This is a genomic window from Blastococcus sp. TML/C7B (assembly GCF_016612845.1).
Lineage (GTDB): Bacteria > Actinomycetota > Actinomycetes > Mycobacteriales > Geodermatophilaceae > Blastococcus.
Window position 1 is genome coordinate 587,194 of the sequence record NZ_JAEOAA010000001.1, and the last position, 25,977, is coordinate 613,170.

22 protein-coding genes are annotated in these 25,977 nt (G+C 73.8%); 7 read left to right on the forward strand and 15 right to left on the reverse strand.

Features of this window, described 5'->3' with window-relative positions; genetic code table 11:
• Window positions 1-54: 54 nt before the first annotated feature.
• Genes JKP76_RS20175 through JKP76_RS02940 form a run of 3 tightly spaced genes read right to left on the reverse strand, consistent with a single transcriptional unit; the run spans window position 55 to window position 2,355 of the window.
• A complete protein-coding gene (locus tag JKP76_RS20175; protein ID WP_309232822.1) occupies window positions 55-303 on the reverse strand; it encodes an Asd/ArgC dimerization domain-containing protein in 249 nt (82 codons plus the stop codon).
• Window positions 287-1,093, reverse strand: a complete 807-nt coding sequence (locus JKP76_RS02935; protein ID WP_242471164.1) for an aspartate-semialdehyde dehydrogenase — start codon at window positions 1,091-1,093, stop codon at window positions 287-289. Before JKP76_RS02935 ends, JKP76_RS20175 begins: the two co-directional genes overlap by 17 nt.
• The gene (locus tag JKP76_RS02940; protein ID WP_200489480.1) at window positions 1,090-2,355 is read right to left on the reverse strand and encodes an aspartate kinase; all 1,266 of its coding nucleotides are present in this window, start codon (window positions 2,353-2,355) and stop codon (window positions 1,090-1,092) included. The genes JKP76_RS02935 and JKP76_RS02940 overlap by 4 nt, the downstream gene beginning before the upstream one ends.
• Window positions 2,356-2,429: 74 nt before the next feature.
• On the opposite strand from JKP76_RS02940, the gene JKP76_RS02945 reads away from it, so the two are divergent.
• The 4 genes from JKP76_RS02945 to leuA all read left to right on the forward strand — a co-directional run bounded on the left by JKP76_RS02945 (window position 2,430) and on the right by leuA (window position 8,593).
• Window positions 2,430-4,031 carry a phospholipase D-like domain-containing protein gene (locus JKP76_RS02945; RefSeq protein WP_200489481.1) on the forward strand — a complete coding sequence of 534 codons (1,602 nt, stop codon included), beginning with the start codon at window positions 2,430-2,432 and terminating at the stop codon, window positions 4,029-4,031.
• Between the two features lie 297 nt (window positions 4,032-4,328).
• Window positions 4,329-5,750 (forward strand): ferric reductase-like transmembrane domain-containing protein, encoded by a 1,422-nt coding sequence (locus tag JKP76_RS02950; RefSeq protein WP_200489482.1) that lies wholly within the window; start codon window positions 4,329-4,331, stop codon window positions 5,748-5,750.
• Window positions 5,751-6,045: 295 nt separating this feature from the next.
• Window positions 6,046-6,687 carry a helix-turn-helix domain-containing protein gene (locus JKP76_RS02955; RefSeq protein WP_200489483.1) on the forward strand — a complete coding sequence of 214 codons (642 nt, stop codon included), beginning with the start codon at window positions 6,046-6,048 and terminating at the stop codon, window positions 6,685-6,687.
• 172 nt (window positions 6,688-6,859) lie between these two features.
• Window positions 6,860-8,593: a 2-isopropylmalate synthase gene (gene leuA / locus JKP76_RS02960; RefSeq protein ID WP_200489484.1), complete on the forward strand. Its 1,734-nt coding sequence runs from the start codon at window positions 6,860-6,862 to the stop codon at window positions 8,591-8,593.
• A gap of 22 nt (window positions 8,594-8,615) precedes the next feature.
• On the opposite strand, the gene mnhG is transcribed toward leuA, so the two are convergent.
• The 8 genes from mnhG to JKP76_RS03000 all read right to left on the reverse strand — a co-directional run bounded on the left by mnhG (window position 8,616) and on the right by JKP76_RS03000 (window position 17,105).
• Window positions 8,616-9,065, reverse strand: a complete 450-nt coding sequence (gene mnhG, locus JKP76_RS02965; RefSeq protein WP_200489485.1) for a monovalent cation/H(+) antiporter subunit G — start codon at window positions 9,063-9,065, stop codon at window positions 8,616-8,618.
• On the reverse strand, window positions 9,062-9,406 hold the full coding sequence (locus JKP76_RS02970; protein WP_309229407.1) for a monovalent cation/H+ antiporter complex subunit F: 345 nt from the start codon (window positions 9,404-9,406) through the stop codon (window positions 9,062-9,064). Before JKP76_RS02970 ends, mnhG begins: the two co-directional genes overlap by 4 nt.
• Complete coding sequence (locus JKP76_RS02975) at window positions 9,403-9,822, reverse strand: Na+/H+ antiporter subunit E (protein WP_309232823.1); 420 nt, start codon at window positions 9,820-9,822, stop codon at window positions 9,403-9,405. Before JKP76_RS02975 ends, JKP76_RS02970 begins: the two co-directional genes overlap by 4 nt.
• A 192-nt stretch (window positions 9,823-10,014) precedes the next feature.
• Window positions 10,015-11,778: a Na+/H+ antiporter subunit D gene (locus JKP76_RS02980; RefSeq protein ID WP_200489486.1), complete on the reverse strand. Its 1,764-nt coding sequence runs from the start codon at window positions 11,776-11,778 to the stop codon at window positions 10,015-10,017.
• The gene (locus tag JKP76_RS02985) at window positions 11,775-12,305 is read right to left on the reverse strand and encodes a Na(+)/H(+) antiporter subunit C (RefSeq protein WP_200489487.1); all 531 of its coding nucleotides are present in this window, start codon (window positions 12,303-12,305) and stop codon (window positions 11,775-11,777) included. The genes JKP76_RS02980 and JKP76_RS02985 overlap by 4 nt, the downstream gene beginning before the upstream one ends.
• Window positions 12,302-15,178 carry a Na+/H+ antiporter subunit A gene (locus JKP76_RS02990; protein WP_200489488.1) on the reverse strand — a complete coding sequence of 959 codons (2,877 nt, stop codon included), beginning with the start codon at window positions 15,176-15,178 and terminating at the stop codon, window positions 12,302-12,304. Before JKP76_RS02990 ends, JKP76_RS02985 begins: the two co-directional genes overlap by 4 nt.
• Window positions 15,179-15,261: 83 nt before the next feature.
• The gene (locus JKP76_RS02995; RefSeq protein WP_200489489.1) at window positions 15,262-15,924 is read right to left on the reverse strand and encodes a response regulator transcription factor; all 663 of its coding nucleotides are present in this window, start codon (window positions 15,922-15,924) and stop codon (window positions 15,262-15,264) included.
• Entirely contained in the window at window positions 15,921-17,105 is a 1,185-nt protein-coding gene (locus JKP76_RS03000; protein ID WP_200489490.1) for a sensor histidine kinase, read from the reverse strand. The genes JKP76_RS02995 and JKP76_RS03000 overlap by 4 nt, the downstream gene beginning before the upstream one ends.
• Before the next feature lie 145 nt (window positions 17,106-17,250).
• On the opposite strand from JKP76_RS03000, the gene JKP76_RS03005 reads away from it, so the two are divergent.
• Complete coding sequence (locus tag JKP76_RS03005) at window positions 17,251-17,949, forward strand: hypothetical protein (RefSeq protein ID WP_200489491.1); 699 nt, start codon at window positions 17,251-17,253, stop codon at window positions 17,947-17,949.
• A 115-nt stretch (window positions 17,950-18,064) separates the two neighbouring features.
• On the opposite strand, the gene JKP76_RS03010 is transcribed toward JKP76_RS03005, so the two are convergent.
• Window positions 18,065-19,825, reverse strand: coding sequence for an ABC-F family ATP-binding cassette domain-containing protein (locus tag JKP76_RS03010; RefSeq protein ID WP_242471166.1), 1,761 nt, complete (start codon window positions 19,823-19,825; stop codon window positions 18,065-18,067).
• Window positions 19,826-20,045: 220 nt separating this feature from the next.
• Here JKP76_RS03010 and JKP76_RS03015 point away from each other — a divergent pair, with 220 nt between their 5' ends.
• A complete protein-coding gene (locus tag JKP76_RS03015) occupies window positions 20,046-21,236 on the forward strand; it encodes a hypothetical protein (RefSeq protein ID WP_200489492.1) in 1,191 nt (396 codons plus the stop codon).
• Complete coding sequence (locus tag JKP76_RS03020) at window positions 21,233-21,913, forward strand: hypothetical protein (RefSeq protein ID WP_200489493.1); 681 nt, start codon at window positions 21,233-21,235, stop codon at window positions 21,911-21,913. Before JKP76_RS03015 ends, JKP76_RS03020 begins: the two co-directional genes overlap by 4 nt.
• Before the next feature lie 19 nt (window positions 21,914-21,932).
• Here the strand turns inward: JKP76_RS03020 and JKP76_RS03025 are convergent, their stop codons facing one another.
• The 3 genes from JKP76_RS03025 to JKP76_RS23815 form a co-directional block, all read right to left on the reverse strand.
• Window positions 21,933-23,840, reverse strand: coding sequence for a clostripain-related cysteine peptidase (locus tag JKP76_RS03025; RefSeq protein WP_200489494.1), 1,908 nt, complete (start codon window positions 23,838-23,840; stop codon window positions 21,933-21,935).
• A gap of 100 nt (window positions 23,841-23,940) precedes the next feature.
• Complete coding sequence (locus JKP76_RS03030) at window positions 23,941-24,828, reverse strand: transglutaminase family protein (protein ID WP_200489495.1); 888 nt, start codon at window positions 24,826-24,828, stop codon at window positions 23,941-23,943.
• A 7-nt stretch (window positions 24,829-24,835) separates the two neighbouring features.
• On the reverse strand, window positions 24,836-25,786 hold the full coding sequence (locus JKP76_RS23815) for an alpha-E domain-containing protein (RefSeq protein WP_200492697.1): 951 nt from the start codon (window positions 25,784-25,786) through the stop codon (window positions 24,836-24,838).
• Window positions 25,787-25,977 lie beyond the last annotated feature (191 nt).

Consider the following 25,977-nt stretch of genomic DNA (forward strand, 5'->3'; position numbering starts at 1 on the left):
AACCGCGACGGGGACGCGCTCAGCGCACCCGGGGCACGGCTCCTGGTCGCGGTGTCACGCGGAGCGTGACGATGCGATGAGCTCGGCGATCTGGATGGTGTTGAGCGCGGCGCCCTTGCGCAGGTTGTCGTTGCTGACGAACAGCGCGAGGCCGCGCTCGCCGTCCTGCCGGATGCGGCCCACGTAGCTCGGGTCGCGGCCGGCGGCGTGCAGCGGGGTCGGGACCTCGGAGAGCTCGACGCCGGGTGCTGCGGCCAGCAGCTCGGTGGCCCGCTCGACACTGATCTCACGCTGAAATTCCACGTTCAGCGACAGCGAGTGGCCGGTGAAAGACGGGCACCCGCACGCAGGTGCCCGAGACGCGCAGGTCGGGGATGCCGAGGATCTTGCGGCTCTCGTTGCGGAGCTTCTGCTCCTCGTCGGTCTCGAAGCTGCCGTCGTCGACGACGGAACCCGCCATGGGCAGCACGTTGAAGGCGATCGGCGCGACGTACGTGGCGGGCGCTGGGAACTCGACCGCGGAGCCGTCGTAGGCCAGCTCGTCGGCCTTGTCGACGACGGCGCGGGCCTGCGAGTGCAGCTCCCGGACGCCGGCGATGCCCGAACCCGAGACCGCCTGGTAGGTGCTGGCGATGATGCGGACCAGGCCGGCCTCGTCGTGCAGCGGCTTGAGCACCGGCATCGCGGCCATGGTGGTGCAGTTCGGGTTGGCGATGATCCGGCCGTGCGCCTTGGCGATGTCGCCGGGGTTGACCTCGCTGCAGACCAGCGGGATCTCCGGGTCGCGGCGGAACGCGGAGCTGTTGTCGATGACGGTGACGCCGGCCTCGGCGAACCGGGGGGCCTGCGCGCGCGACGTGGTCGCACCGGCGGAGAACAGCGCGACGTCCAGGCCGGTGGGGTCGGCGGTGGCGGCGTCCTCGACGGTGATCTCGCCGTCGCCCCACGGCAGCGTGCTGCCGGCGGAGCGGGCGGAGGCGAAGAAGCGGATCGAGGCGATCGGCAGGTCGCGCTCGGCCAGGATCGAGCGCATGGCCGCGCCGACCTGGCCGGTCGCGCCGACGATCCCGACGTTGAGCGGGCGCATGGTCATCGTCCGGTCCCTCCGTAGACGACGGCCTCGACGTCCGAGCCGAGGTCGAAGGCGTCGTGCACCGCGCGGACGGCGATGTCGACGTCGGTGTCGCGGCAGACCACGGAGATGCGGATCTCCGAGGTGCTGATGAGCTCGAGGTTCACGCCGGCGTCGGCGAGCGCGCCGAAGAACTTGGCGGAGACGCCCGGGTGCGAGCGCATGCCGGCGCCGACCAGCGACACCTTGCCGATGTGCTGGTCGAAGCTCACGTCGGTGTAACCGACGGTGTGCTTCACCCGTTCCAGGGCGGCCAGCGCGGTGGGGCCGTCGCCCTTGGGCAGCGTGAAGGAGATGTCGGCGAGCTTGTCCGCGGCCGTCGACACGTTCTGCACGATCATGTCGATGTTGACCTCGGCGTCGGCCAGGACGCGGAAGAGCTGGGCGGCCTCGCCCGGCCGGTCCGGCACCCCGTAGACGGTGATCTTGCCCTCGGAGCGGTCGTGCGCGACGCCCGTGATGATCGCCTGTTCCACCGGGAGGTCCTCCATCGAGCCGGACACGATCGTGCCGGGGAGCTGTGAGTAGGAGCTGCGGACGTGCACGGGGATGCCGTAGCGGCGGGCGTACTCGACGCAGCGGAGCATGAGCACCTTCGCCCCGGACGCGGCGAGCTCGAGCATCTCCTCGTAGGTGATGGTGTCGAGCCGCTGGGCGTTCGGGACGATGCGCGGGTCGGCGGTGAAGACGCCGTCGACGTCGGTGTAGATCTCGCAGACGTCGGCGTTCAGCGCGGCGGCGACTGCGACGGCCGTGGTGTCGGAGCCACCGCGGCCGAGCGTGGTGATGTCCTTGGTGTCCTGGCTGACGCCCTGGAAGCCGGCGACGATGACGATCGAGCCCTCGTCCAGCGCGGAGCGCAGCCGGCCGGGCGTGACGTCGATGATCCGGGCCTTGCCGTGGCTGCCGGTGGTGATGACGCCGGCCTGCGAGCCGGTGAACGAGCGCGCCTCGTAGCCGTGGGTCGAGATGGCGATCGCGAGCAGCGCCATGGAGATGCGCTCGCCCGCGGTCAGCAGCATGTCGAGCTCGCGACCGGGCGGTTCGTCGGTGATCTGCCCGGCGAGGTCGAGCAGCTCGTCGGTGCTGTCCCCCATCGCGGAGACCACGACGACGACGTCGTCGCCGTTCTGCTTGGCGGCGACGATCCGCTCGGCGACACGCTTCATGTGTGCTGCGGAGGCGACGGAGGAGCCGCCGTACTTCTGGACGACGAGGGCCACGGGTCCACAGGCTACCGACGTCGGCGCAGGCGCCGGCGGTTGCGTCCGCCGTTCCCGCAGGGTGGGATCGGCCGGTGGACGACCCGTCGCGCTGGCTGCTGACCTCGGAGGAGCGCGGGAACCCGGGCACCCCCCTCCCCGCGTGGACGTCGGGGAACCTCGTCCGCCCCCTCCTGCACGGCGCCGCGTACTTCGACCGGCTGGTCGAGGTCGTGCAGCAGCTGGGCGAGGGCGACCGGTTGTGGTTCACCGACTGGCGCGGCGATCCCGACCAGCGGCTCCGCGCCGACGGGCCCACCGTCGACGAGCTGTTCAGCGCGGCGTCCCGGCGCGGGGTGGATGTCCGGGGGCTGGTCTGGCGCTCGCACACCGACGCGATGTCCTTCAGCAAGGAGGAGAACCGGGCGCTGGACCGGGAGATCGAGGAGGACGGCGGCAAGATCGTGCTCGACCAGCGGGTGCGGCGGGCGGGCAGCCACCACCAGAAGCTGGTGCTCGTCCGCAGCCCCGGCGATCCGTCCCGCGACGTCGCCTTCGCCGGGGGGATCGACCTGTGCCACAGCCGGCGGGACGACGCCGCGCACGGCGGGGACCCGCAGGCGGTGCGGATGTCGGACGCCTACGGCCGCACCCCTCCCTGGCACGACGTGCAGGCAGAGATCCGCGGCCCGGCCGTCGCGGTGCTGGAGACGGTGTTCCGGGAACGCTGGGACGACCCCACCAATCCCGACAGCGGCAACCCGATCGCCTACCTGGTCGACCGGTTCCGGCGGGCCCGGCTGGACCCCTCACCGCTGCCGCCGGAGCTGCCGCCGCCGGCGGAGTGCGGGCCGCACCTGGCGCAGACGCTGCGCACCTACCCGAAGATCCGACCCGCCTACGACTTCGCGCCCGAGGGCGAACGGTCGGTCGCGCGGGGCTACACGAAGGCGATCAGGAGGGCCCGCCGGCTGATCTACCTGGAGGACCAGTACCTGTGGTCGGCCGAGGTGGCCCAGCTGTTCGCCGACGCTCTCGAGGCCAACCCCGACCTGCACCTGGTGGTGGTGGTCCCCCGGCTGCCGGACCAGGAGGGCTCGTTCAACGCGACGCCCCAGTACGTGGGCCGCCGGCAGGCGATCGACCTCTGCGTGCGGGCCGGCGGCAAGGAGCGGGTGCACGTCTTCGACGTGGAGAACCACGAGGGGACGCCGGTCTACGTGCACGCCAAGGTCTGCGTCGTCGACGACGTGTGGGCCAGCATCGGCAGCGACAACTTCAACCGGCGCTCCTGGACCCATGACAGCGAGCTGTCCACGGCGGTGCTCGACACGACGCGCGATGCGCGGGAACCCCTCGACCCGGGTGGTGCCGGCGACGGTGCGCGGGTGTTCGCCCGGGACCTGCGCCTCGCGCTCGCCCGCGAGCACCTGGACCTCGATCCCGACGGCGCCGAGGACGAGCTGGCGATCGACGTGCAGCGCTTCGTCGACACCCTGGAGGCGCGCGCGGCCGCACTGGCGGAGTGGCACGAGGGTGGCCGGCAGGGCCCTCGCCCGCCCGGCCGCCTGCAACCGCACCGCCCGGAGAAGCTCTCCCGGCTCACCCGGCTGTGGGCCACGCCGGTCTACCGGCTGCTGGTCGATCCCGACGGCCGCCCGCTGCGCCTGCGCCTGCGCCTGCGCAAGGGCTTCTGACCGCGCGGGCACTCCCCCGGCACGCGGTGACCGACATCACGGTGGTCCCCGACCAGCACGGATGCGGACCGGTCCGTCTCACACCTTCTCCGAGCCCGCTCGGTCACCTACCGTCGTCAGCCGAGCACGGTGCGTCTCGTCGCCTCGCGCCCCGCCGTGAGCGGTGCCGTGCCCGTGGGCTCCGCCGCCCACCTTCCCCGGTCGCGTCCTCCAGGAGAGCCATGTCCACGCCGCTCGTGTCGACCCGGAGCGGTGGCCGGCACTCCGAGGAGCGCGCCTCGCTCCCCTCCCGGCCGGGTGCCCGCGCCACGACGGCCCACGCCGCGACCGCACCCTCCGCGACTGCCCGCGCCGGACTCCGGCAGCTACCCGGCGGTCCAGAGCCGGCCCCGGCGGGCCGCCCCCTCCACCGGCGGACGGGCGGCGGGGTGGGTCGCGGGGCACGTCGCCATCGGCCTGACCCCCCTGGCGCTGTGCTTCGGCGAGGAGCACGCCGGGCGGGGCTTCGTCGTCAACCTGTCGGTGGCGCTGGGATTCGTCGCCCTGTCGGTCCTGGGCCTGCAGTTCGCCCTGGCCGCCCGCTTCACCCGCGCGACGGCCCCGTTCGGGATCGACGCGGTCCTGCGGTACCACCGACAGATCTCGTTCCTCGCGGTGCTGGCCGCCTTCGGCCACCCGGTGCTGCTGTTCTGCACGTCGGACACCTACCGCCGGCTGCTCGACGTCGTCCACGCCCCGCTGCGCGCCCAGCTGGCGTGGCTGTCGGTCCTCGCCCTGCTGGCGCTGATGGTGACCTCGATCTGGCGGCGGGCGCTGCGGATCAGCTACCCGGTGTGGCACGTGCTCCACTCCGCCCTCGGGGTGGGGATCGTCCTCGCCGGCCTCGGCCACGCGTTCGGCGTCGGCTACTACTTCAGCGAACCCCTGATGCGCCTGGTCTGGGGCTGCTACACCGCGGCCTTCCTGTGGCTGGCCGTGTGGGTCCGGCTGGTGAAGCCCCTGGCGCTGTGGCGGCGCCGCTTCCGCGTGGCCACGCTGTGGCCCGAGCCGGGCGGGAGCGTCACCGTGGGGCTCGAGCCCGCGCGGCGGCACGCCCGCCCGTTCCGCTTCCGCGCCGGCCAGTTCGCCTGGATCCTCCCGGGCCGGACCCCGTTCACGCTGACGTACCACCCGTTCTCGATGTCGTCGAGCGCGCACGCGGCCCGCGTCGAGTTCACCATCAAGCAGGTCGGCGACTTCACCGACTCCATCCGCGGCCTGCAGATCGGCGACACCGTCTACGTCGACGGCCCGCACGGCTCGTTCACCCTCGAGCGGCACCCGGGCATGGGCTTCGTCTTCATCGCGGCCGGGGTCGGGGTCACGCCGTTCCTCAGCATGCTCGCCACCCTCGCCGACCAGGGCGACCAGCGGCCCTGCACGCTGATCCTCGCCAACCGGTACGAGGACCAGGTGACCGGCGTGCGGCAGCTCGCCCGCCTGCAGGACCGGCTGAACCTCCGGGTGGTCCACGTCATCAGCCGACCGTCGGAGCAGTGGACCGGGGTGCGGGGGCACGTCGACGCCGATCTGCTCGACCGCCTGCTGCCGCAGCACCGCCGCTCCCTGCAGTACTTCATCTGCTCGGGGGAGCAGATGGTCGAGTCCGTCGAGGCCTACCTCGACTGGCTCGACGTCCCCCGCCACCGCGTCCACAGCGAGAAGTTCGGAATGGTCTGACATGCGCTCCCTCGGCACCAACGGCACCGCCCTGCTCAGCAGCCTGGTCATCCTCCTGGCCTGCGTCCTGTGGGCCGCGGCGCAGGTCTGACCCGTCGCCCCGGAGCGCGACCTCGCCCGATGCTCCCGCGCACAGTTGGCTTCTGCCCATCTCCGTGGGCAGAAGCCAACTGTGCGGGGAAGAGTGTTCGCAGGACCGCCGGGCGTCCGCCGCCGACCCTGTGGGCACGGACCGGCTGTCCACAGATGCACGAGCTGCCCCGGGACGGCGGTCGGGGTCGACCACCATCGACACGTGCCCGGGACCGGCTTCGACCTGAGCGGCATCCTGCGCCGCATCCGCCGGTCGGCCGACCTGTCGCAGCGCGAGCTGGCCGCGCGGGTCGGCGCCTCGAAGTCCGCGATCGCGGCTGCTGAGACCGGCGGTGGTGGCCTCGACGTCCGTGTCCTCGCGGCAGCGGCGGACCTGGCCGGCCTGCGCCTGGCGCTGCTCGACGGCGACGACCACGAGGTCCGGGGCATGCGCCCGGACGGCGTGCGGGACAGGGGCGGACGGCGGTTCCCGGCCCACCTCGACACCGTGCTGAGCGAGGAGCGCGCCTGGAGGTGGGAGCACCGCCCGACCCTGCGCCGGCCGACGTACACGTTCGACCGCCGCTCTCCGTGGGACGACGCCGGCACCCGGGCAGGGGACCGGCCGGACGACCACCTCGTGCCGCAGCCCGGCGACGCACCGGAGGAGCGGGCCGCGGCCCGGCGTCTCGCCGCGATCCGCCGCCTCCGCGAGGAACGGGCGCACCGGTTCCTCGCAGGCGAGCTCCGGAGCGGCGACCCCGGCTTCGAGTGCGCGTGCCCGCCGGCGTGCGACGAGCTCGACGACCGGTCCGGGCCGCCCGTCCACACCGAGAGCTGCCCGTGTTCCTGCGACCTCGCCTGAGGCGCTGGTACCGTGACGGCGTGCGCGGCAGCCTCCTGCTTATGAGCCGCGGCGAGGCCCTCTCCTAGGTCGGCCCCCTCGCCGCGGTGTCCCGCCGTGACCCCACGCGTTCCCGGCGCCTGCTGACCGCCCCACCGGAGCTGAGTCCAGCCCGCGCCAGAGGAGCCCTTCCGTGAACGAGCAGCACCCGCACGTACGCCATCCGCAGCAGGCCTCGCGGATGCCGATCCACCGCTACGCCCCCTTCACCCCGGTCGTCCTGGCCGACCGCACGTGGCCCGACCGCGTCACCACCCAGGCCCCGCGCTGGTGCGCGGTCGACCTGCGTGACGGCAACCAGGCCCTCATCGACCCGATGACCCCCGATCGCAAGCGGCGCATGTTCCAGCTGCTGGTCGGCATGGGCTACAAGGAGATCGAGGTCGGCTTCCCCGCGGCCAGCCAGACCGACTTCGACTTCGTCCGGCAGCTCATCGAGGACGACCTGGTCCCCGACGACGTCTGCATCCAGGTGCTGACGCAGGCCCGCGACGAGCTCATCGAGCGCACGTTCGAGTCCCTGGTCGGCGCCAAGCAGGCGATCGTCCACCTGTACAACTCGACCAGCACCCTGCAGCGCCGCGTCGTGTTCGACTCCGACCGCGCCGGCATCGTCGACATCGCCGTCCACGGCGCCCGGGTGGTGCGGAAGTTCGCCGAGCAGATGGGCGACACCGACATCCGCTACGAGTACTCCCCCGAGTCCTTCACCGGCACCGAGCTCGACTTCGCCGTCGAGATCTGCGACGCCGTCACCGACGTCTGGGAGCCCACCCCCGACCGGCCGACGATCCTCAACCTGCCGGCCACCGTCGAGATGGCCGAGCCGACCGTCTACGCCGACCAGATCGAGTGGATGCACCGCAACCTGGGCCGCCGCGACTCGGTGGTCCTCAGCCTGCACCCGCACAACGACCGCGGCACCGCCGTCGCCGCCGCCGAGCTGGGCTACCGCGCCGGCGCCGACCGCATCGAGGGCTGCCTGTTCGGCAACGGCGAGCGCACCGGCAACGTCGACCTGGTCACCCTGGGCCTGAACCTGTTCAGCCAGGGCATCGACCCGCAGATCGACTTCTCCGACATCGACGAGATCCGCCGCACCGTCGAGTACTGCAACCAGCTGGGCGTGCACGAGCGGCACCCCTACGGCGGCGACCTGGTCTACACCGCGTTCTCCGGCTCCCACCAGGACGCGATCAACAAGGGCTTCAAGGCCCTCGAGGCCGACGCCGCGGCCGCCGGCACCACCGTCGACCGGATGCCGTGGGCGGTGCCGTACCTGCCGATCGACCCCAAGGACGTCGGCCGCAGCTACGAGGCCGTCATCCGGGTGAACAGCCAGTCCGGCAAGGGCGGCGTCGCCTACATCATGAAGACCGAGAACCACCTCGACCTGCCCCGCCGGCTGCAGATCGAGTTCAGCGCGGTCATCCAGCAGCACACCGACGACGAGGGCGGCGAGGTGACCGCGGCCCAGATGTGGACCGCGTTCTCCAACGAGTACCTGCCCGACCCCGACGCCCCGTGGGGCCGGTTCGGCCTGGCCGGGCACCGGCACACCGCCAGCGGGGAACAGGAGGACGAGATCGTCGTCGACCTGGTGGACAACGGCGTCCCGGTGACGCTGCAGGGCCGCGGCAACGGCCCCATCGCCGCGTTCGTCGACGCCCTGTCCGGCGTGGACGTCGACGTCCGGGTGCTGGACTACGCCGAGCACGCGCTCTCCGCCGGCGGCGACGCCCGCGCGGCCGCCTACGTCGAGTGCGCCGTCGGCGACCGCATCCTGTGGGGCGTCGGCATCGACGCCAACATCGTCACCGCCTCGCTGCGCGCGGTCGTCTCCGCGGTCAACCGGGCCCAGCGCTAGGCGGACCGGGGGTCCCTCCCGCTCAGGCGGGCGGGAGGGTCCCCTCGTCGCGACGGCTCTCCTCGAGCGCCGTCGCGGGCTCCTCCGGCGGGGCGTCGGCCGGCTCGTCGCCGCGGTACAGCCGGTCGGCCGCCTCGCCGGTGCGCAGCTCGTCGACCAGCAGCAGGTCGCGCCGCACGTGCCGCCGGCGGTAGGCCACCCGGCTGATCATGTGCGCGCTCACCGGGGCGGTGAGCATCTGGAACACCGCGACCAGCAGCAGCATCCACGTTGCCGACCAGCCCTCCAGCCGGATCGCGCCGCCGATCATGATCAGCAGGATGCCGAGCACCTGCGGCTTGGTGCCCGCGTGCATGCGGGTCAGCACGTCGTGGAACCGCACGAGGCCCAGCCCGGCGGTGAGGCACAGGAACGCCCCCGCCAGCAGGAGCACCACGGCCACGACGTCGCGGACGCTGTCCACGTCGCTCATCGCCGCTCCTCCTCCGCCCCTCGGGCGATCCGCTCCTCGTCGGCCAGCGGCAGGCCGACGTCCTGGCCGTCCCCGCCGGAGGTGAGGAGCATGCCGCCGATGTAGCGGGCCACCGACACCGAGCCGACGAAGGCCAGCAGCGACACCACCACGAGCACCGGCACGACGGTCGGGTCGCGCTGCAGCGCCGCGTACACCGCCAGGCCCGCCGAGATGATCACCAGCAGGACGTCGGTGGCCACCACCCGGTCCAGCAGCGACGGGCCGCGCGCCAGCCGCACCAGGGTGAGCAGCGCACCCGCGCCGAGCATCACGTAGGCCGCCCAGAACACGGCGATCACGGTGTCCGCCTCCCCGTCGCGACCGGCGCCTCACCCGGGGCGTGCGCGAGCGCGGCGATCTCGTCCGGCGACCCGAACGCCCGCACCACCCGCTCCTCCTCGGCCAGCACCGCGGCCCGGCGCGACTCCACGTCGGCGAGGTCGCGCACGTGCAGGATGTGCAGCGACAGCGTCCGCCGCTCGCGGTCCATGTCGATCACCACCGAGCCGGGCACCAGCGTCAGCGACTCGGCCACGATGGTCAGCAGCAGGTCGGAGTCGGTGCGCATCTGCACCTGGATGATCGCGCTGTTGCCGATCCCGCCCGGCCGCAGCGTCTGCCACGCCACCAGCGCCGCCGAGCGCACCAGGTCGACGAAGAAGTAGCCGACGAAGACCGCCAGCCCCACCGGGTGCACCCGTGCGCCGCCGATCACCGGGGGACAGCGGCAGCAGCACGGTCACCGCCAGGGCCACCACGGACCCGCTGATCAGGTTCGCCCACGACCAGGTGCCCCACAGCAGCATCCAGACGAAGACCAGCCACAGCATCAGCGGCACCTGGTGCTTCAGCTGGTGGGCCAGCCCCTCGCCACCCGGGTCCGTGCCCACGGCTCGCCCCCCGGCGCTCACTGCGCGTCCTCCGCTCCGAAGACGGCGGAGATGTACGGCGTCCGGTCCCGCAGGTCCTCGGCAGCGCGCATCGCCACCCCGTACAGCGGGCCGGCGACGGCGGTGAGGCCCACGGTCACCACGACCATCGCCGCGGTGGCCCCGACCATCACCCGGGGCAGCGGCTCCAGCGGCCGTTCCCGGCCCCGCCCGCGCTCCCCGCCCCGCCCGGCCTCGGCCGGCTCGGAGTCGGTCGCGACGGCGGTGTGCCGCAGCCACGCCGCGCGCCGCGCGGCCCGGCGTCCCCCGGCCGCCGACGCGCCCGCTGCGGCCGCCTCGTCGGCACCCCCGGCGTCGGTCTCCGCGGCACCCGGGGCGTCGGCGGACACGCCCGCCGGCTGCAGCTCCGGCCCGGCGTCGGCGGCCGCGGCGTCCGAGGAATCCTGCGCCGCCGACTGCGCCGGTGGCCGCCAGAACGCGCGGTTCCAGACCCGCGAGATCGCCACCAGCGTGAGCAGGCTGGTCACGACGCCGCCCACGACCAGCACCACCGGCAGCGTGCCGCCGTCGTCGATGCCCGCCTCGAGCAGCCCGACCTTGCCGATGAAGCCGGAGAACGGTGGGATCCCCGCCAGGTTCATGGCCGGCACGAAGTACAGGACGGCGAGCAGCGGCGACGCCGTCGCGAGGCCGCCCAGCCGGTCCACCGACGTCGACCCGCCCTGCCGCTCGACGAGCCCGGCGACCAGGAACAGCGTGGTCTGGATGGCGATGTGGTGGACGACGTAGAAGATCGCGCCGGCCAGCCCCGCGGTGGAGGCCAGCGCGATGCCGAACACCATGTAGCCGATGTGGCTGACCAGCGTGAACGACAGGATCCGCCGGATGTCGGTCTGCGCCACCGCACCGAGGATGCCGATCACCATCGTCGCGAGCGCCGCCCACATGAGGATCCCGTCGAACGCCCCACCCGGGAACAGCAGCGTCTGGGTGCGGATGATCGCGTAGACGCCGACCTTGGTCAGCAGGCCGGCGAACACCGCGGTGACCGGCGCCGGCGCGGTCGGGTAGCTGTCCGGCAACCACGCCGACAGCGGGAAGACCGCCGCCTTGATGGCGAACGCGATGAGCAGCATCGACTGCAGCAACAGCTGGGTGCCGTCGGGCAGCTCCTGCAGCCGGACGGCGAGCTGGGCCAGGTTCACCGTGCCGGTCGACGCGTAGACCAGCGCGATCGCGGCGAGGAAGATCAGCGACGACAGCAGGCTCACCACGATGTAGGTGATGCCGGCGCGGATGCGGGGGGCCGAGCCGCCGAGGGTCAGCAGCACGTAGCTGGCGGTCAGCAGGATCTCGAAGCCGACGTAGAGGTTGAACAGGTCGCCGGCGAGGAACGCGTTGGCCACGCCCGCGATCAGCACCAGGAACGTCGGGTGGAAGATCGACAGCGGCGTCTCCTCGTCGCCGTCGGCCGAGCCCTGGCCGACGGCGAACACGAGCACCCCGAGCGCCACCGTCGCCGCGACCACCAGCATGAGAGCCGACAGCCGGTCGACGACCAGCACGATGCCCAGCGGCACCGGCCAGCCGCCCACGGAGACCGAGGCGGCGCCGTCGGAGTCGGCGATGACGAGCAGCACGACCGAGACGGTGAGCACCGCGGTGAGCACCACGATGCTCAGCGCCCGCTGCACGCCCGGGTGCCGCCCGCCGACCAGCAGCGCCGCGGCTGCGCCCAGGAGCGGCAGCAGCACCGGCAGGGGGGTCAGGACGCTGATCACCGGTTCCCGCCTTCCCCGACCGGCAGGTCGACGTCGTCGGAGGGGATGCCGGGGAGCCGTTGCTCCAGCAGCGCCTCCACCTCGGCGTCGGACTGCAGGCTGTCGGCGTGCCCGGCCGGGCGGTCCTCGGGGGCGAGGTCGTCCGGGTCGATCTCGTCGGCGTCGGTGCTGCGCGAGCGGCGCGCCACCCGGCGGTCCTCCTCGTCCACCCCGACGACCTCCTGCCGGACCAGCCGCCAGGAGCGGTAGATGATCGCCAGCAGGAACGCGGAGATCCCGAAGGTGATGACGATGGCGGTGAGGATCAGCGCCTGGGGCATCGGGTCGGTCATCTCCTCGGGTTCTGCGTAGCCGAGGATCGGCGCGCGGCCGTTCGGGCCGCCCGAGGACAGCAGCAGCAGGTTGGTGGCGTTGCCGAGCAGCAGGACGCCGAGCAGCACGCGGGTCAGGCTGCGGTCCAGCAGCAGGTAGACCCCGGCGGCGTAGAGGCCGCCGATGATCACCGGCAGGACGACGGTGGGCGTCATCGGACGATCACCTCGTCGGGCGCGGCGTCGATCGGGTCGTTCTCGTCCACCTGGCGGTCCAGCTCGGCGCCGAGGCTGCGCAGGATGTCGAGGACCAGGCCGACCACCACCAGGTAGACGCCGATGTCGAAGAACAGCGAGGTCACGAGCTTGACGTCGCCCAGGACCGGCAGCGTCGTCTGCAGGATCGCCGTCTGCAGCACCTCGGCGCCCAACGCCAGCCCGACGACGCCGGTGCCGCCGGCGAACAGCAGCCCGATGCCCAGCAGCAGGCCCGGGTCGACCGGCGCCGCCTCGCCCAGCTCGTAGCGGCCGCCGGCGAGGTAGCGCAGCACGAGCGCGAGCCCGGCCACCAGCCCGCCGGCGAACCCGCCGCCGGGTTCGTTGTGCCCGCTGAACAGCAGGTACACCGAGAACACGACGACGGTGTGGAACAGGATCCGGGTGATGACCTCGAGCACCACCGACCGCCGCTCGGGGGCCAGCGCGGCCGACGCCGCCAGCCACTGCCCGCGGGGCGCGCGGCGGAGGTTGTCGGTGCGCCGGGCCAGCTGCACGGGGTCGATCCGCTCGACACCGCCGGTGCGCCGGCGCAGGAACACCAGGCTGGCGACGCCGGTGGCGGCCACGACGAGCACCGAGATCTCGCCGAGGGTGTCCCAGGCGCGGATGTCGACCAGGGTCACGTTGACGATGTTCTGGCCGCCGCCGAACTCGTAGGCGGCCTCCGGGTAGTCGACGGAGACCGGGGTGGCGGTCCGCGAGCTGAGCGCCACGGCCCCGACGCAGGCCATGAGCAGGCCGACGGCGACGGCGATGACGCCGCGGACGGCGCGCTCGCGCGGGCGGTGCCGGTCGGTGATGTCCTTGGGCAGCTTGCGCAGCACGAGGACGAAGACGACCAGGGTCAGCGTCTCGATGAGGAACTGGGTGAGCGCGAGGTCCGGCGCCCCCTGCAGCACGAACAGCACGGCCAGGCCGTAGCCGGTGACGCCGACGACGAGCACCGCCGACAGCCGCTGGCGGATCCGGAGCGCGAGCACGGCGGCGATGAGCACGACCGCGCCGACGAGCGCCTGGATCGGGGTGTCCCAGGCGCGCCACTCCCCCGGCCACGGCGCCCGGAACAGCAGCACGCTGCCGGGCAGCGCGAGGACGACGACGAGGATCGTGCCCAGGTAGGCCGGCAGCGAGCCGCGCTGCGTCGTCCCGGTGACCAGCACCGACAGCCGGTCCAGGCCCTGCATGACGTTCCAGTAGCCCTCGTCGGCCGAGGCGCCGACGGCCACCTTCCGCTGGAACCGGTTGATCGGCGCGCGGAGGGCGAAGATCGCGTAGCCGCCGAGCAGGGTGATGGCCGAGAGCGCCAGGGCCGGCTGCAGGCCGTGCCACAGCGCCAGGTGCTCGGCCTCCGGGGCGATCAGCGGCAGGTCCTCGGCGTAGCCGGCAGCCAGCGGGTCGAGCAGGGGGCTGCCCGGGCCGAGGACCAGGCTCGCCGTCGCCAGCAGCGCCGGGGCGGCGAGGAAGAGTCCGGTCGGCGGGTGCACCAGCTCGGTGTCGGCGCAGGCGGGCTTGCGGGCGAAGGCGCCCCACAGGAAGCGGAACGTGTAGGCCGCGGTGAGCACCGACCCGAGCACCAGCCCGGCCAGCTCCAGCAGGGCGGCGGTGCGGTCGGGCAGGCCGCCGTCCAGCAGCGCGGTGAACGCCGCCTCCTTGCCGACGAAGCCGAGCAGCGGCGGGATGCCGGCCATGGAGGCCCCGGCCAGCCCGGCGACGAGGGCGAGCACCGGCAGCCGGCGGCCGAGGCCGGAGAGCACGCGCAGGTCGCGGGTGCCGGTCGCGTGGTCGATCACGCCGACGCTCAGGAAGAGGGTGGACTTGAACAGGGCGTGCGCGACCACCATCGCCAGCCCGGCCGCGGCCATCTCCTGGCTGCCGGCGCCGACCAGCACCATGAGGAAGCCCAGCTGGCTGACGGTGCCGAAGGCCAGCAGCAGCTTGAGGTCGTTCTGCCGCAGCGCGCGGTAGCCGCCGACGAGCATCGTCGCCAGGCCCAGCCCGAGCACGATCGGCCGCCAGCCCGGCACCTCGGCGAATCCGGGCGCCAGGCGGGCCACCAGGTAGATGCCGGCCTTCACCATGGCCGCGGCGTGCAGGTAGGCGCTGACCGGCGTCGGCGCCTCCATGGCGGCGGGCAGCCAGAAGTGGAACGGGATCATCGCGGACTTGGTGATCGCCCCGACCAGGACCAGCACCGTGCCCGCGATCAGGAACGGCCCGTCGCCCGGGTTCGCGACCACCTCCGACAGCAGGTAGCTGCCGCTGGTCTCCCCGATCATGATCAGCCCGACCAGCATCGCCAGGCCGCCGGCGGTGGTGAGCACCAGCGCCTGGCTGGCCGCGCGCCGGGCCGCCAGGCGGGCGCCGGAGCCGCCGATCAGCAGATAGGAGAAGACGGTGGTGAGCTCCCAGAACACGTAGAGCAGGAGCAGGTCGTCGGCGAGGACGAGCCCGAGCATGGAGCCCGCGAACGCGGTGAGGTTGCCGGCGAAGCGGCCGATGCCCTCGTCGTCGGGCTCGAAGTAGCGCGCGCAGTAGAGCAGCACGAGCGCGCCGACGCCGGTGACCAGCGCGGCCAGGGTCAGGGAGAGCTCGTCGAGGCGCAGCGCGAGCTCGAGGTCGAGCGCGGGCACCCACGCCGTCGTCTCGCGGACCTCGTCGCCGCCGGTGACGGTGCCGAGCTGGGCCATGGTCCAGGCGAAGGCTGCCGCAGGGACGAGCGCCAGGGCGAGGAAGGCCTGCCGCCCCCACCAGCGCACGAGCAACGGCGCAGCCGTCGCAGCGACCAGGTGGAGGAGCAGCAGAGCGAGCACGGGTCTCCGGGAGTCTCGAGGGGCTCGGGGGACCACAGACGTCGGAGGACACCGGCGGTGCCGTCCAGGTTACCGTCCCGCGTTCAACGACCGCCGGGCGTCACCAGCCCGCTCTCGTAGGCGAACGCCACGGCCTGCACCCGGTCGCGCAGACCCAGCTTGAGCAGGATCCGGCTCACGTGGGTCTTGACCGTCGCCTCGCCGAGGTAGAGGCGGGCGGCGATCTCGGCGTTGGAGTGCCCGGCGGCGACGAGGGCCAGCACGTCGGTCTCCCGCTCGGTGAGCCCGGCGAGCGCGGCGGCGCGGGCCGGATCGGGGGCCGGGGCGGCGGCGTACCGCTCGATCACCCGCAGCGTGACCGCCGGGTCGAGCAGCCCCTGCCCCGCGGCCACCGTGCGCACGGCGCCGACCAGGTCCTCCGGCGGGGCCACCTTGAGGAGGAACCCGCTCACCCCCGCGCGCAGGGCGGCGGCCACGTACTCGTCCTCGTCGAACGTGGTCAGGACGACGACACGGGTGGGCAGGTCCGCGACGAGGATCTGCCGGGCCGCCTCGAGCCCGTCGGTCCCGGGCATCCGCACGTCCATGAGCACGACGTCCGGGATCAGCTCGGTGACCACGCGGACGCCGGCCGCGCCGTCGTCGGCCTCCCCGACGACCTCGATGTCGTCCTCGGCGGCGAGCACCATGCGCAGGCCGGTGCGCACCATCGCCTGGTCGTCGACCAGCACCACCCGGATCGTCACGCGCGCACCGCCGCGGCCTCCGCCGGCAGCGGGAAGGTGGCGCGCACCCGGTACCCGCCGCCGCGCACCGGCCCCACCTCCAGCGCGCCGCCGGAGACCGCCACCCGTTCGCGCATGTGCAGCTGGCCGTGCCCACCGGAGGTGCCGCCCGCGCTCCGCGGGGCCGGCACCCGCGGCCGCCCGTCGTCGCAGACGGCGACGGCGACCTGGCCCCGGCTCCAGGCCACCTCGACCCGCGTGGCGGCGGCGCCCGCGTGCCGGACGACGTTGGACAGCGCCTCCTGCACGACCCGCACGGCGCTCACGTCCACGAGCTGGGGCAGCTCGACGGGCTCGCCGGTGACCACCAGCTCGATGGGCATGCCGCCGGCGCGGAGCTCGTCGAGCACGGCGTCCAGCCGGGCCAGCGAGGGCTGCGGCGCCGGGTCGGCGGCCTCCCCTGCCACCCCGTCGCGCAGGATGCCGACCACCCGGCGCATCTCGTCGACCGCCTCGCGGCCCAGCCGCTCCAGGCCCAGCAGCACCTCCTGGGCCTCCGGGTGGTCGGGCAGCAGCCGGCGCAACCCGCCCATCTGCAGCACCATCACGCTGACCGAGTGCGCCACGGAGTCGTGCACCTCGCGGGCGATCCGGGCCCGCTCGGCGACCACCGCGGACGCCGCGACGGCCTCCTGCTGCGCGGCCAGGCGGGCCGCGAGCACCTGCAGCTCCCGCGAGCGCGCCTGCACCTGGTGGACCAGCGCCCCGACGCCCCACGCGGCGGCGGCGACCAGCAGGTAGAACAGCCCCTCCCAGGGCGAGGGGATGGCCAGGAAGCCGGAGCCGACCACGACCAGCGCCGAGAGGGCCGCGACGCCGGCACCGCGCCAGGGCGGCAGCACCGCGGCGGCGTGCCCGATGAGCACGCCCATGCCGAGCAGCTGGGCGCCCCCGGGACCGGGGGTGCCCAGCGCGTAGTTGCCGAAGACCGAGAACGCGCCGGCCAGTGCCGCGGCCGCCGGCCAGCGCGGGCTGAGCGCCAGCAGCACGCCGACCGCGACCCCGGGCAGCGCCGCCGCCATGCCGTAGTCGAAGACCGAGTCGGTCGCCGTCTCGACGACGGACATGCTGCCCAGCGCGAGCCCGACGGCGGCCCAGACCAGGTGGCTGCGGTCGGGGAGGGAGGCGGACCAGCGCGGCATGCGAGCACGCTAGGGGCCGCGCGGACCTGCGCACATCCCCCTCGCGGCCGAACGGGGACGCCGTCGGGTCCCCCTCGCGGCGGAGGGAGATCGGTCCGTCCCGGTGGACGCCCCGCACCCCCGGCCGTCCCTAGCTTTTCCGGCCATGACGACCTCACTCACCACCCCGCCCGCCCCGGCTCTCGACGAGCGCCCCCGTTCCGCCGGCTCCCGCCTGCTACCGCTCGCCGGCGGCGCGCTGATCGCCGGCTCGCTGCTGTACGTCACCGGTATGGCCGCCTCGCCGCCGGCCGACTCGATGTCCGACGCCGACTACATCGCCTCGCTGGCCCGCGACGAGGGCCGGACCGCGCTCTCCGCGATGCTCCTGCACTACGGGAACCTGGCGCTGGCGCTGGCCTGGCTGGCCGCACCGGCGCTGGTCCGCGGCCGCCGCGGCAGCAGGACGACGATCGTCGGCGCGCTGCTCTCGGCGATCGGCCTGGTGACCGTCACCGGCATGGTGCAGTTCGACTACTGGACCGGCGCCATCGGCAGCGAGCTCGACCAGGCCACCGCCCTGGCGCTGTTCGAGACCGTGAACGGCTCCGTGGGGGTCGCCGTCGCCGGCACGCTGACCCTGTTCGGGCTGCTCGGGCCGGTGATCGCCTACTCGGGCCTGGCGCGGGCCGGCGTCATCAGCTGGTGGCTGGTCGCCCCGTGCGTCGCGTCGCTGGTTGCCTCGATGGCGACGCCCTTCAGCCCGGTGCTGTTCGGCGTGTACGCGCTCGTCGGCGCCGTCCCGGCGATCGCGATCGGCCTGCGGATGATCCAGCGCTCCCGCGTGGAGGCCACCACCGCCTGAGTCACCCCGCCACGATCAGGTCACCTGATCATCGAGCGTCCTCCCTCACGGTCCGCGGTGAGGGAGGACGCTCGGCGGTGAGGGAGGACGCGCTGCGCCGGGAGTACGTGCCGGCTCAGCCGTCGGCGAGCTCGGAGGCGGTCAGCCAGGCCTCCTCGACCTCGGTCTTCTCCGCCTGCAGCTCCTTGAGCTTCGCGTCCAGCTCGGCGGCCTTCGCGTAGTCCGTCGCGGCGGCGGCGAGCTGCTCGTGCAGCTTCTTCTCGTCGGCGTCCAGCTTGAGCATGCGGCGCTCGAGCCGGCCGACCTCCTTCTTCGCCGCCCGAGCATCGGCCGCCGAGACGGCCGGGGCGGAGGTCGAGGGCGCGCCCACCGGGCGGGTGCCCCCGCCGCCGGACGCCGTCGACAGCGGAGCACCGCCCGCGGCGCGGCGGCGCAGGTACTCGTCCACCCCGCCGGGCAGCTCGGCCAGCGAGCCGTCGCCCAGCAGCGCGACCACCTTGTCGCAGACGCGGTCCACGAAGTACCGGTCGTGGCTGACCACCAGCACCGTGCCGGGGAAGCCGTCGAGCAGGTCCTCCAGCGCGGTCAGGGTGTCGATGTCCAGGTCGTTGGTCGGCTCGTCGAGCACCAGCACGTTCGGCTCGGCCATGAGCAGCCGGAGCAGCTGGAGCCGACGCCGCTCGCCGCCGGAGAGGTCCCCGACCGGCGTCCACTGGCGGTTGGCCGCGAAGCCGAACCGCTCGGCCAGCGTCGACGCCGAGATCTCCTGGTTGCCGATCCGGGCCAGCCGGGCGACGTCCTGCACCGCCTCCAGCACCCGCGCCTTGGGGGGCAGCTCGGTCACGTGCTGGGACAGGTAGGCCGGCGACACCGTCTGCCCGACGACCACGGTGCCGGCGTCCGGGGAGGTCTCCCCCACGAGCAGCTTGAGCAGCGAGGTCTTGCCCGCGCCGTTCACGCCGACGATGCCGATCCGGTCGCCCGGGCCGACGTTCCAGGTCAGGTCGCGGAACAGCGTGCGCGGCCCGTCCTCGGTGGGGACGGCGTAGCTGACGTCCTCCAGCTCGTAGACGGTCTTGCCGAGCCGCTTCGCGGCGAACCCCTTGAGCGCCATCGAGTCCCGCGCCGGGGGCTCGTCGGCGATCAGCGCCTGCGCGGCCTCGATGCGGAACTTCGGCTTGCTGGTGCGGGCCGGCGGGCCGCGCCGCAGCCAGGCCAGCTCCTTGCGGACCAGGTTCAGCCGGCGCTCCTCGGTGACCGAGGCGATCCGCGCCCGCTCCGCGCGGGCCAGGGTGTACGCCGAGTACCCGCCGTCGTAGGCGTGCACGTTCCCGTCGGCGACCTCCCACGTCGTGGTGCAGACCTCGTCGAGGAACCACCGGTCGTGGGTGACGACGACGAGCCCGCCGGCGCGCTGGTTGACGTACTCGGCCAGCCAGGCGACGCCCTCGACGTCGAGGTGGTTGGTCGGCTCGTCGAGGACCAGCAGGTCCAGCGGGCGGATGAGCTGCGCGGCGAGCGCCACCCGCCGGCGCTCGCCACCGGACATCGGGGCGACCGGGGCGTCCAGTCCCATCCGGTCGAGCTCGAGGCCGGCGAGCACGCTGCGGACGGCGGGATCGGCGGCCCACTCGTGCTCGTTGGCGAACATGCTGGTCGGGAGGACGACGTCGCGCACCGTCGTCCCCTCGGGCAGCGTGCCGAGCTGGTCGAGCACGCCCATGGCGAGGTCGCCGCGCCGGGTCACGCGGCCGGAGTCGGGTTCGTCGGTGCCCGTGAGCAGGGACAGCAGCGTGGACTTCCCGCCGCCGTTGCGGCCCACGACGCCGATCCGCTCGCCCGCGGCGACGCCCAGGGAGACGTCGTCGAGGATCATTGGTGGTGCCGTGCGCCTTGTGCACCCGCTCCAGGTTGACCAGGTTCAAGGGGGTGCTCATCACCCCCCAGTATCGCGCGCTGATGGCGGACGTTGACGAAGACCCCTCCCCCGGCCCGTCAGGACACGCCGCACGCCGCTGACCTGCGCAGACGCCCGGACGAGGACAGTTCCCGCTCGACACGCCGAGTGGCTCGGCGGTCCACCCCTGGAGCTCTCCGTGTCCCTCGCCACCTCCGCCCGTGCCCGTCGTGCCGGCGGGCTCACCGCCCTGACCCTGGGCGCCGTCACCCTCGGCGTCCCGGCCACCGCCCTGGCCGCCCCGGCCGACGAGACGCCGGACCCGGGCGCCGCCGCGCAGCCCGAGGCCGGGACGGAGGCCGCAGAGGTCCTCACCCCCGCGCCGCTGGCCGCCGGGGCCTCGCCCGCGAGCGCCACCGCGGCCCACTTCGGCTGGGGCAAGCTCGAGCCCGACCTCCTCGTCAGCGCGGGCAGCTCCTTCCCCGCGGACGCCGAGCTCGACCGGACCGGCGCGACGTTCCGCGTGACCTACACGAAGGTCTTCGACCGGGACACCTCGGACACCGAGGACTTCCCGGACGGCGTCCCCGTCATCGAGTGCACCTGGGACGAGGCGGACACCGACGGCAACGGGAACCCCTGCGACTTCACCGGCTCCGAGATGGTGATCGACACCGACGTCGACGGGGCGATCCTCTTCCCGCTGTCCGAGTTCACCGTCGAGCTCGTCCGCGTCCCGACCTCGGGCCAGGTGCTGCTCCCGGCCGGCGGCCGGACCATCGCCGGCTACACCGACGAGGACTTCGAGGGCCCGGTCGCCGCGGTGTTCGAGGCCCCGGGCGCCTACCGGACGCTCGGGGTCACCCTCACCGGTGCCGGCGGCGCACCCGTGGCCGGCGCGACCTTCGAGCTGTGCACCCAGCCCGGCGGCACCTGCGCCGCCGCCGCGCCGACGACGGCGTCCGGTTCCGCGCCGATCGCCGCCGCGAGCCCGCTGACCGTCAGCGCCGTCTCCAGCGCGGGCGGGCAGCTGCTCTTCCCCGGCCTGTACCTCCCCGGGCAGTACCAGATCCGGCAGACCGCGTCCGCCGACGGCTCGCCCTTCTCGACGGCGCCGTTCCTGCTGACGCTGGCCGCTGCCAGCAGCGTCGCCGACACCGGCGCCCCTGTTCTGCTGCCCGTCTCGACCGCCCCTGCGACGACCCCCGCGAGCAGCACGCTCGCCGCGGCCGCTCCCGCACCCGCTGCGGGCGCGTCGGCCCCGGCGTCCGGCGGCTCCGGCCGGCTGGCCGCCACGGGTGCTGCGCCGATGCCCGTCCTCGCGCTCGGCGCCGGCCTGGTCGCCGCCGGCGCGGTGACGGTCGGCGTCGCCCGGCGGCGCACCCGGTGATCGACCCGGCGGCACCCGGGATCTGGTACGCCTCCCACGCGGCGCCGCCGGGGCGGGTGATCGTCGGCGTCGCCACGCCGGACTTCGCCGCCGGCACGGTCGTCGAGCTGCCCGGCCCCCCGCGGCACCCCGCCGGCTGGCAGGTCGAGGCGCAGGTCCCGGTGCCCGGCCGGCTCCCGCGGCGCGTCCTGGTCTCGCCCGAGGCGGCCCCGGGCGCGCCGCTGCTGTGGGGCGTCGTCTCCCCGGCCGGCTGCGGCGACCAGGTCGACCTGGTCGCCTTCTCCACCGCCGACGCCCCCGACGGCGCACTGCTGGACCGCGCCGCGTTCGCCCGCCGGGACCTGTCGTGGGCCAACCAGGTCGGGGCGCTGCGCTGGTCGCCGTCCTCCGGCGTCATCGGGCAGATCTACGTGGCGCCCGCCCACCGCCGCCGCGGGGTCGCCGGCAAGCTCGTGCTGATGGCCGTGGGCATACGGATCGCCATGGGCTGGGCGGCGCTGGGCAGCGACGGCCGGCTGACCGACCTCGGCGACGCCTGGCTGGCCGACGCCCCCGGGTGGTGGCAGCGGTACGTCCCCGCCCGCACGGCGCACCTGCCGCCCATGACCCCCGACGACGAGGCCGCCGGCGTCCCGATCCGCAACCTGCGCCCCGACCGCGAGCTGCCGGCCCCCTGAGGGACCGGCAGCCGCCGCATCAGGGGACGACGACCTCCGCCGACACCGCGTCGCTGTTGCCGCCGAAGTCGGTGACCGACAGCTGGGCGAACAGCGCGGTGCCGCTCTCCAGCGTCTCGAAGTCGTACTGCAGGCTCGGCAGGTCGGCGTAGAGCCCGACGTCGGTGGCCGGCTCCCAGGACGAGCTGCCGTCGGCGGCGACCACCAGCAGCTTGGGCACGATGATCCCCTCGGGGTCGGCGGTGAGCTCCCCGTAGGTGCCGGCGGACGTCGTCCCGTAGTAGGTCTCGTTGAGCACGTCCCCGGTCTCCGGGTCGAACGTGATCGTCAGCGTCACGTCCCGGTACTCCTCGTCCTCGCCGGGCTCGAAGTAGGCCAGCGGGACGTCGATGGTGCCCACCTCGGCCTCGTCGTCCCAGGCCAGCGTCAGGTAGGCGTACGAGGTGTCGATGCCGTCGCTGATCGTCATGACGGTCAGGTCGTAGATCCCCAGGACGCCCCCGGAGCCGTCCTCGGCGATGTCGGCCTCCTCCTCGCCGAAGAAGGTGACCGACCCGTCGTCGGCGAGCTCGCCGTAGCTGATCGAGGACCAGACCACGTTCTCCGCGGCCGCCTCGGCGAAGGTCGCGAAGAGGTTCAGCCCGTCCTCGTCGAAGAACGCCTCGACGCTGCCGTCGCCGAAGGACGCCTGCTGCTCGACCGGGATGGCCTTGCCGGCGTCGAAGTAGCTGGCCAGGAACTCGCTCCACGCCTGCGCGCTCTCCACCGAGGCGTAGTCGGGGTTCAGCAGGTCCTCGGTCGGCGGGAAGTAGATCGACAGGCCGCTGGCGCCCAGTGCCGCCGGGCCGGCGATCTTGTACGGGACGGCGTCGTCGAGCGCCCGGATGACGGCGTCGGCCTGGTCGGAGACGTCGAGGGCGTCCACGCCGATCTCGGCGGCCAGCAGGCCGAGGTCGGCCATGTGCGTGTCCACCTCGGGGTCGGGGTCGCGGCCGAAGGAGAGAACCGAGGCGCGCTCCCGGCCGACGACGGGGGCGACCGCGGCCGCGCGCTCGCCGAGCGCCTCGCCGAACGCGGCCACCGCCTCGTCGACGGCGTCCATGGCGGTCAGGTCGATCATCGAGAGGGTGATGTCGGCGCCGGTCCCGGCCTCCTCCGCCTGCGCGGCGAAGCCGTCGACGATCGCGGTCCCGAGGGTGTCGACGTCGACCGCGGGGTCGTCGGCGGCCACCTGGAAGGCGCGGTAGTCCCAGCCGTGACCCGGCTCCAGCTCCTGGCTGGCGATCATCCGGTCGGCCAGCGGGGCCATCGTGCTGGCCGTCTCGTAGGTGGCCATGAGGCAGGCGTCGAAGCCCAGCAGGTCCAGCTTCTCCACGCCGGCCTGGTCCAGGCCGTCGGCGATGCCGCTGCGGATCTCCTCCAGGCTCAGGCTGCTGAAGTCCGAGCCCTCGTCCCCGCCGACGCCGGGCCAGGAGGCGCCGTGGTCGCTGATCACCAGCGCGTAGTGCTCGGCCGGGTGGTCGGTGATCCCGGCGGCGATGAAGTCGGCCAGCGGCGTGGGGTCGCCGGTGTCGACGTCGCCCACGTCGGCCAGCTCGGTGGCCTCGCCCTGGCCGATCGACACGTACTTCGCGCCGACCCAGTCGTCCAGGCCGAGGAACGGGTCGCTGCTGTAGTCGGCGGAGCGGTCGACCATGGCCGCGACCTGCAGGCCGTCCTGCGACCCGACCTCGGCGAACTCCTCCAGGTCGGCCAGGAGGTAGGGCTCGAGGTCGGTGTCGGCGATCGAGTAGACGAGCACCGTCCAGCCCTCGCCGTCGGCCGCGGCCGCCGCCGAGGGCTCCGCCGGCTCCTCCGGCTCGCTCGTGCACCCCGCTGCCACGAGCAGGCTCGCCGCCGCACCCAGGACCGACCACCGACGACGCATGGGACCCCATCCGCTCCGCCCCGGCCGGGACGGCCCGGGCACCCGCGGCATCCTGGCAGGTCGGACCGGTGGAGCGACACCAGTCAGCGGGTGTCGCGGGTCAGGCGAGCCGGGTGACCTCCACGGTGACGGTGTGGCCCTCGCTCTTCGGGCCGGAGAACAGCCCCTTGAACGGCGGGACGTCTCCGTAGTCGCGTCCCCGGCCGAGCGTGACGTGCCGGTTGCCGATCGGCACCGCGTTCGTCGGGTCGAAGCCGTTCCAGCCGCCGTCCCACCACTCCACCCAGGCGTGGCTCTCGCCGGTCACCGCGGCGCCGATCTCGCCGTCGGGCCGCGGGTGCAGGTACCCCGAGACGTACCGGGCGGGCAGCCCGAGCGCGCGCAGGATGCCCACGGTGACGTGCGAGATGTCCTGGCAGACACCCTTGCCGGACGTCCAGGCCTGCATGGCGTTGGTCTTCACGTTGGTGGAGCCCGGCAGGTACTCCATGCGGTCGTGCACGAACTCGCACACCAGCGGGCCGGCGTCGTGCGGGATCGCGTCGCCCACGGCCTCCCGCGCCGCGGCGACGACGTCGTCGTCGATGGCGGTGAGCGCCGTCGGCGCGAGCAGCTCGCCGAACTGCTCGCGGACCTCGCGGCCGGTGAGCGCGGACCAGCCCAGCCGGTCGTGCGCGGCGAGGTCCGGACCGGCCTCCACGGTCGAGGTGCCGGTGACGACGAGCTCCGCGTGCGGGGTGTGCAGGTCGAAGGCGGTGACCGTCGAGCCCCAGTAGTCGCGGTAGGCGTAGGCGGTGGCGCCCGGTTCGATCTCCACCCGGGAGCGCAGCGTCGTCTGCCGCGCGCTGTTCTCCGGCGTCAGCCGGGCCTCGTTGTAGGAGGAGCGCACCGGCCCGCTGTAGTGGAAGCGGGTGCGGTGCACGATCTGCAGCCGCCAGCGGGAGCCGCCGCTGCGCGCGGGCGGCGCCTGCGTCTGGAACTGGGTCATCGGCCGCTCACCCTGCCTCCTCCGGCACCCACACCTGCGGCGCCTGTTCGGTGAAGAAGCGGTGGGTGACCGCCGCGCTCGCCGCCGAGCAGGTCCGCTGCAGCTCCTCGAGCCGGACCGGCAGCTGGGCCAGCAGCTCGGGGGTGGACATGAACTCGAGCATCGTGCGCGCCCGGCCGACGATGCGGTGCGCCTCCCCGGCGACGCCGACCCGGGCCGCGTCGCGGACCGTGGAGCGCTCCAGCTCGGCCAGGCACGCCTCGGCCTGCTCCAGCGAGGCGAACACCGAGCGCGGGAACAACCGGTCCAGCAGCAGGAACTCCGCGGCGCGGCTGGAGTCCACGACCCCGCGGTAGGTGCGCAGGTAGGGCTCGTAGGCGCCGGTGGAGCGCAGCACCAGCGTCCAGGACGGCGCGGCGTCGCCGGCGAGCACGCGGGTGGAGAGCATCCGCGCGGTCATGTCCACCCGCTCCAGGGAGCGGCCCAGGATGAGGAACAGCCAGCTCTCGTCGCGGCTCATCGTGGCGTCGGCCAGCCCGAACACCATCGCCGAGCGCTCGCGGACGAAGCGGAACAGCGAGTGCGGGCCGTACCGGCGGGCCATGGTGCGCTGCTGCGGCAGCGCGTTGTGCGTGACGTTGAGCGACTCCCAGATCTCGGCGCTGAGCACCTCGCGGGCACCGCGGGCGTTCTCCCGCGCCGCCGAGAGCGCGCCGACGATCGAGCTCGGGCTGGCCCGGTCGAACGCCAGGCCGGCCAGTACCCGCTCGGTGTCGGCCTCCTCCTCGGGTACCGGCGTCCCCATGAGCGCGAGCAGGTTGGCGCAGGCCCGGCGCTCGTCGATCCACGGGTCCTCGACCAGCCGCTGGGTGTGCACGTCGAGGATGCGGGCGGTGTCATCGGCCCGCTCTACGTAGCGGCCGATCCAGAACAGCGACTCCGCGATCCGGCTCAGCATCCCGCGCCTCCCCGAGGGGCAGACATGGCCATCTCTGCCCCCTTGCTGCTGCTGCTCCGACTGCTGCGACTGGGCCAGGGCGTTGTCGTTCAGCGGGCCGGGGTCCTGCGTCGGTGGCTCGTCGGGCAGGTCGGCGGCGGTGAACTCGATGGTGGTGGTGTCGCGGGCCGGGCCCAGCGGCACCGTGCTGT

Excerpts from the sequence above, each read along its gene's own strand:
- JKP76_RS03030 (WP_200489495.1), bottom strand. The coding sequence starts at position 24,828 with ATGACCCAGTTCCAGACGCAGGCGCCGCCCGCGCGCAGCGGCGGCTCC.
- JKP76_RS03005 (WP_200489491.1), top strand. The coding sequence starts at position 17,251 with ATGACGACCTCACTCACCACCCCGCCCGCCCCGGCTCTCGACGAGCGC.
- JKP76_RS03010 (WP_242471166.1), bottom strand. The coding sequence starts at position 19,825 with ATGATCCTCGACGACGTCTCCCTGGGCGTCGCCGCGGGCGAGCGGATC.
- mnhG (WP_200489485.1), bottom strand. The coding sequence starts at position 9,065 with ATGAGCGACGTGGACAGCGTCCGCGACGTCGTGGCCGTGGTGCTCCTG.
- JKP76_RS23815 (WP_200492697.1), bottom strand. The coding sequence starts at position 25,786 with ATGCTGAGCCGGATCGCGGAGTCGCTGTTCTGGATCGGCCGCTACGTA.
- JKP76_RS03000 (WP_200489490.1), bottom strand. The coding sequence starts at position 17,105 with ATGCCGCGCTGGTCCGCCTCCCTCCCCGACCGCAGCCACCTGGTCTGG.
- JKP76_RS03025 (WP_200489494.1), bottom strand. The coding sequence starts at position 23,840 with ATGCGTCGTCGGTGGTCGGTCCTGGGTGCGGCGGCGAGCCTGCTCGTG.
- JKP76_RS02985 (WP_200489487.1), bottom strand. The coding sequence starts at position 12,305 with ATGACGCCCACCGTCGTCCTGCCGGTGATCATCGGCGGCCTCTACGCC.
- JKP76_RS02935 (WP_242471164.1), bottom strand. The coding sequence starts at position 1,093 with ATGACCATGCGCCCGCTCAACGTCGGGATCGTCGGCGCGACCGGCCAG.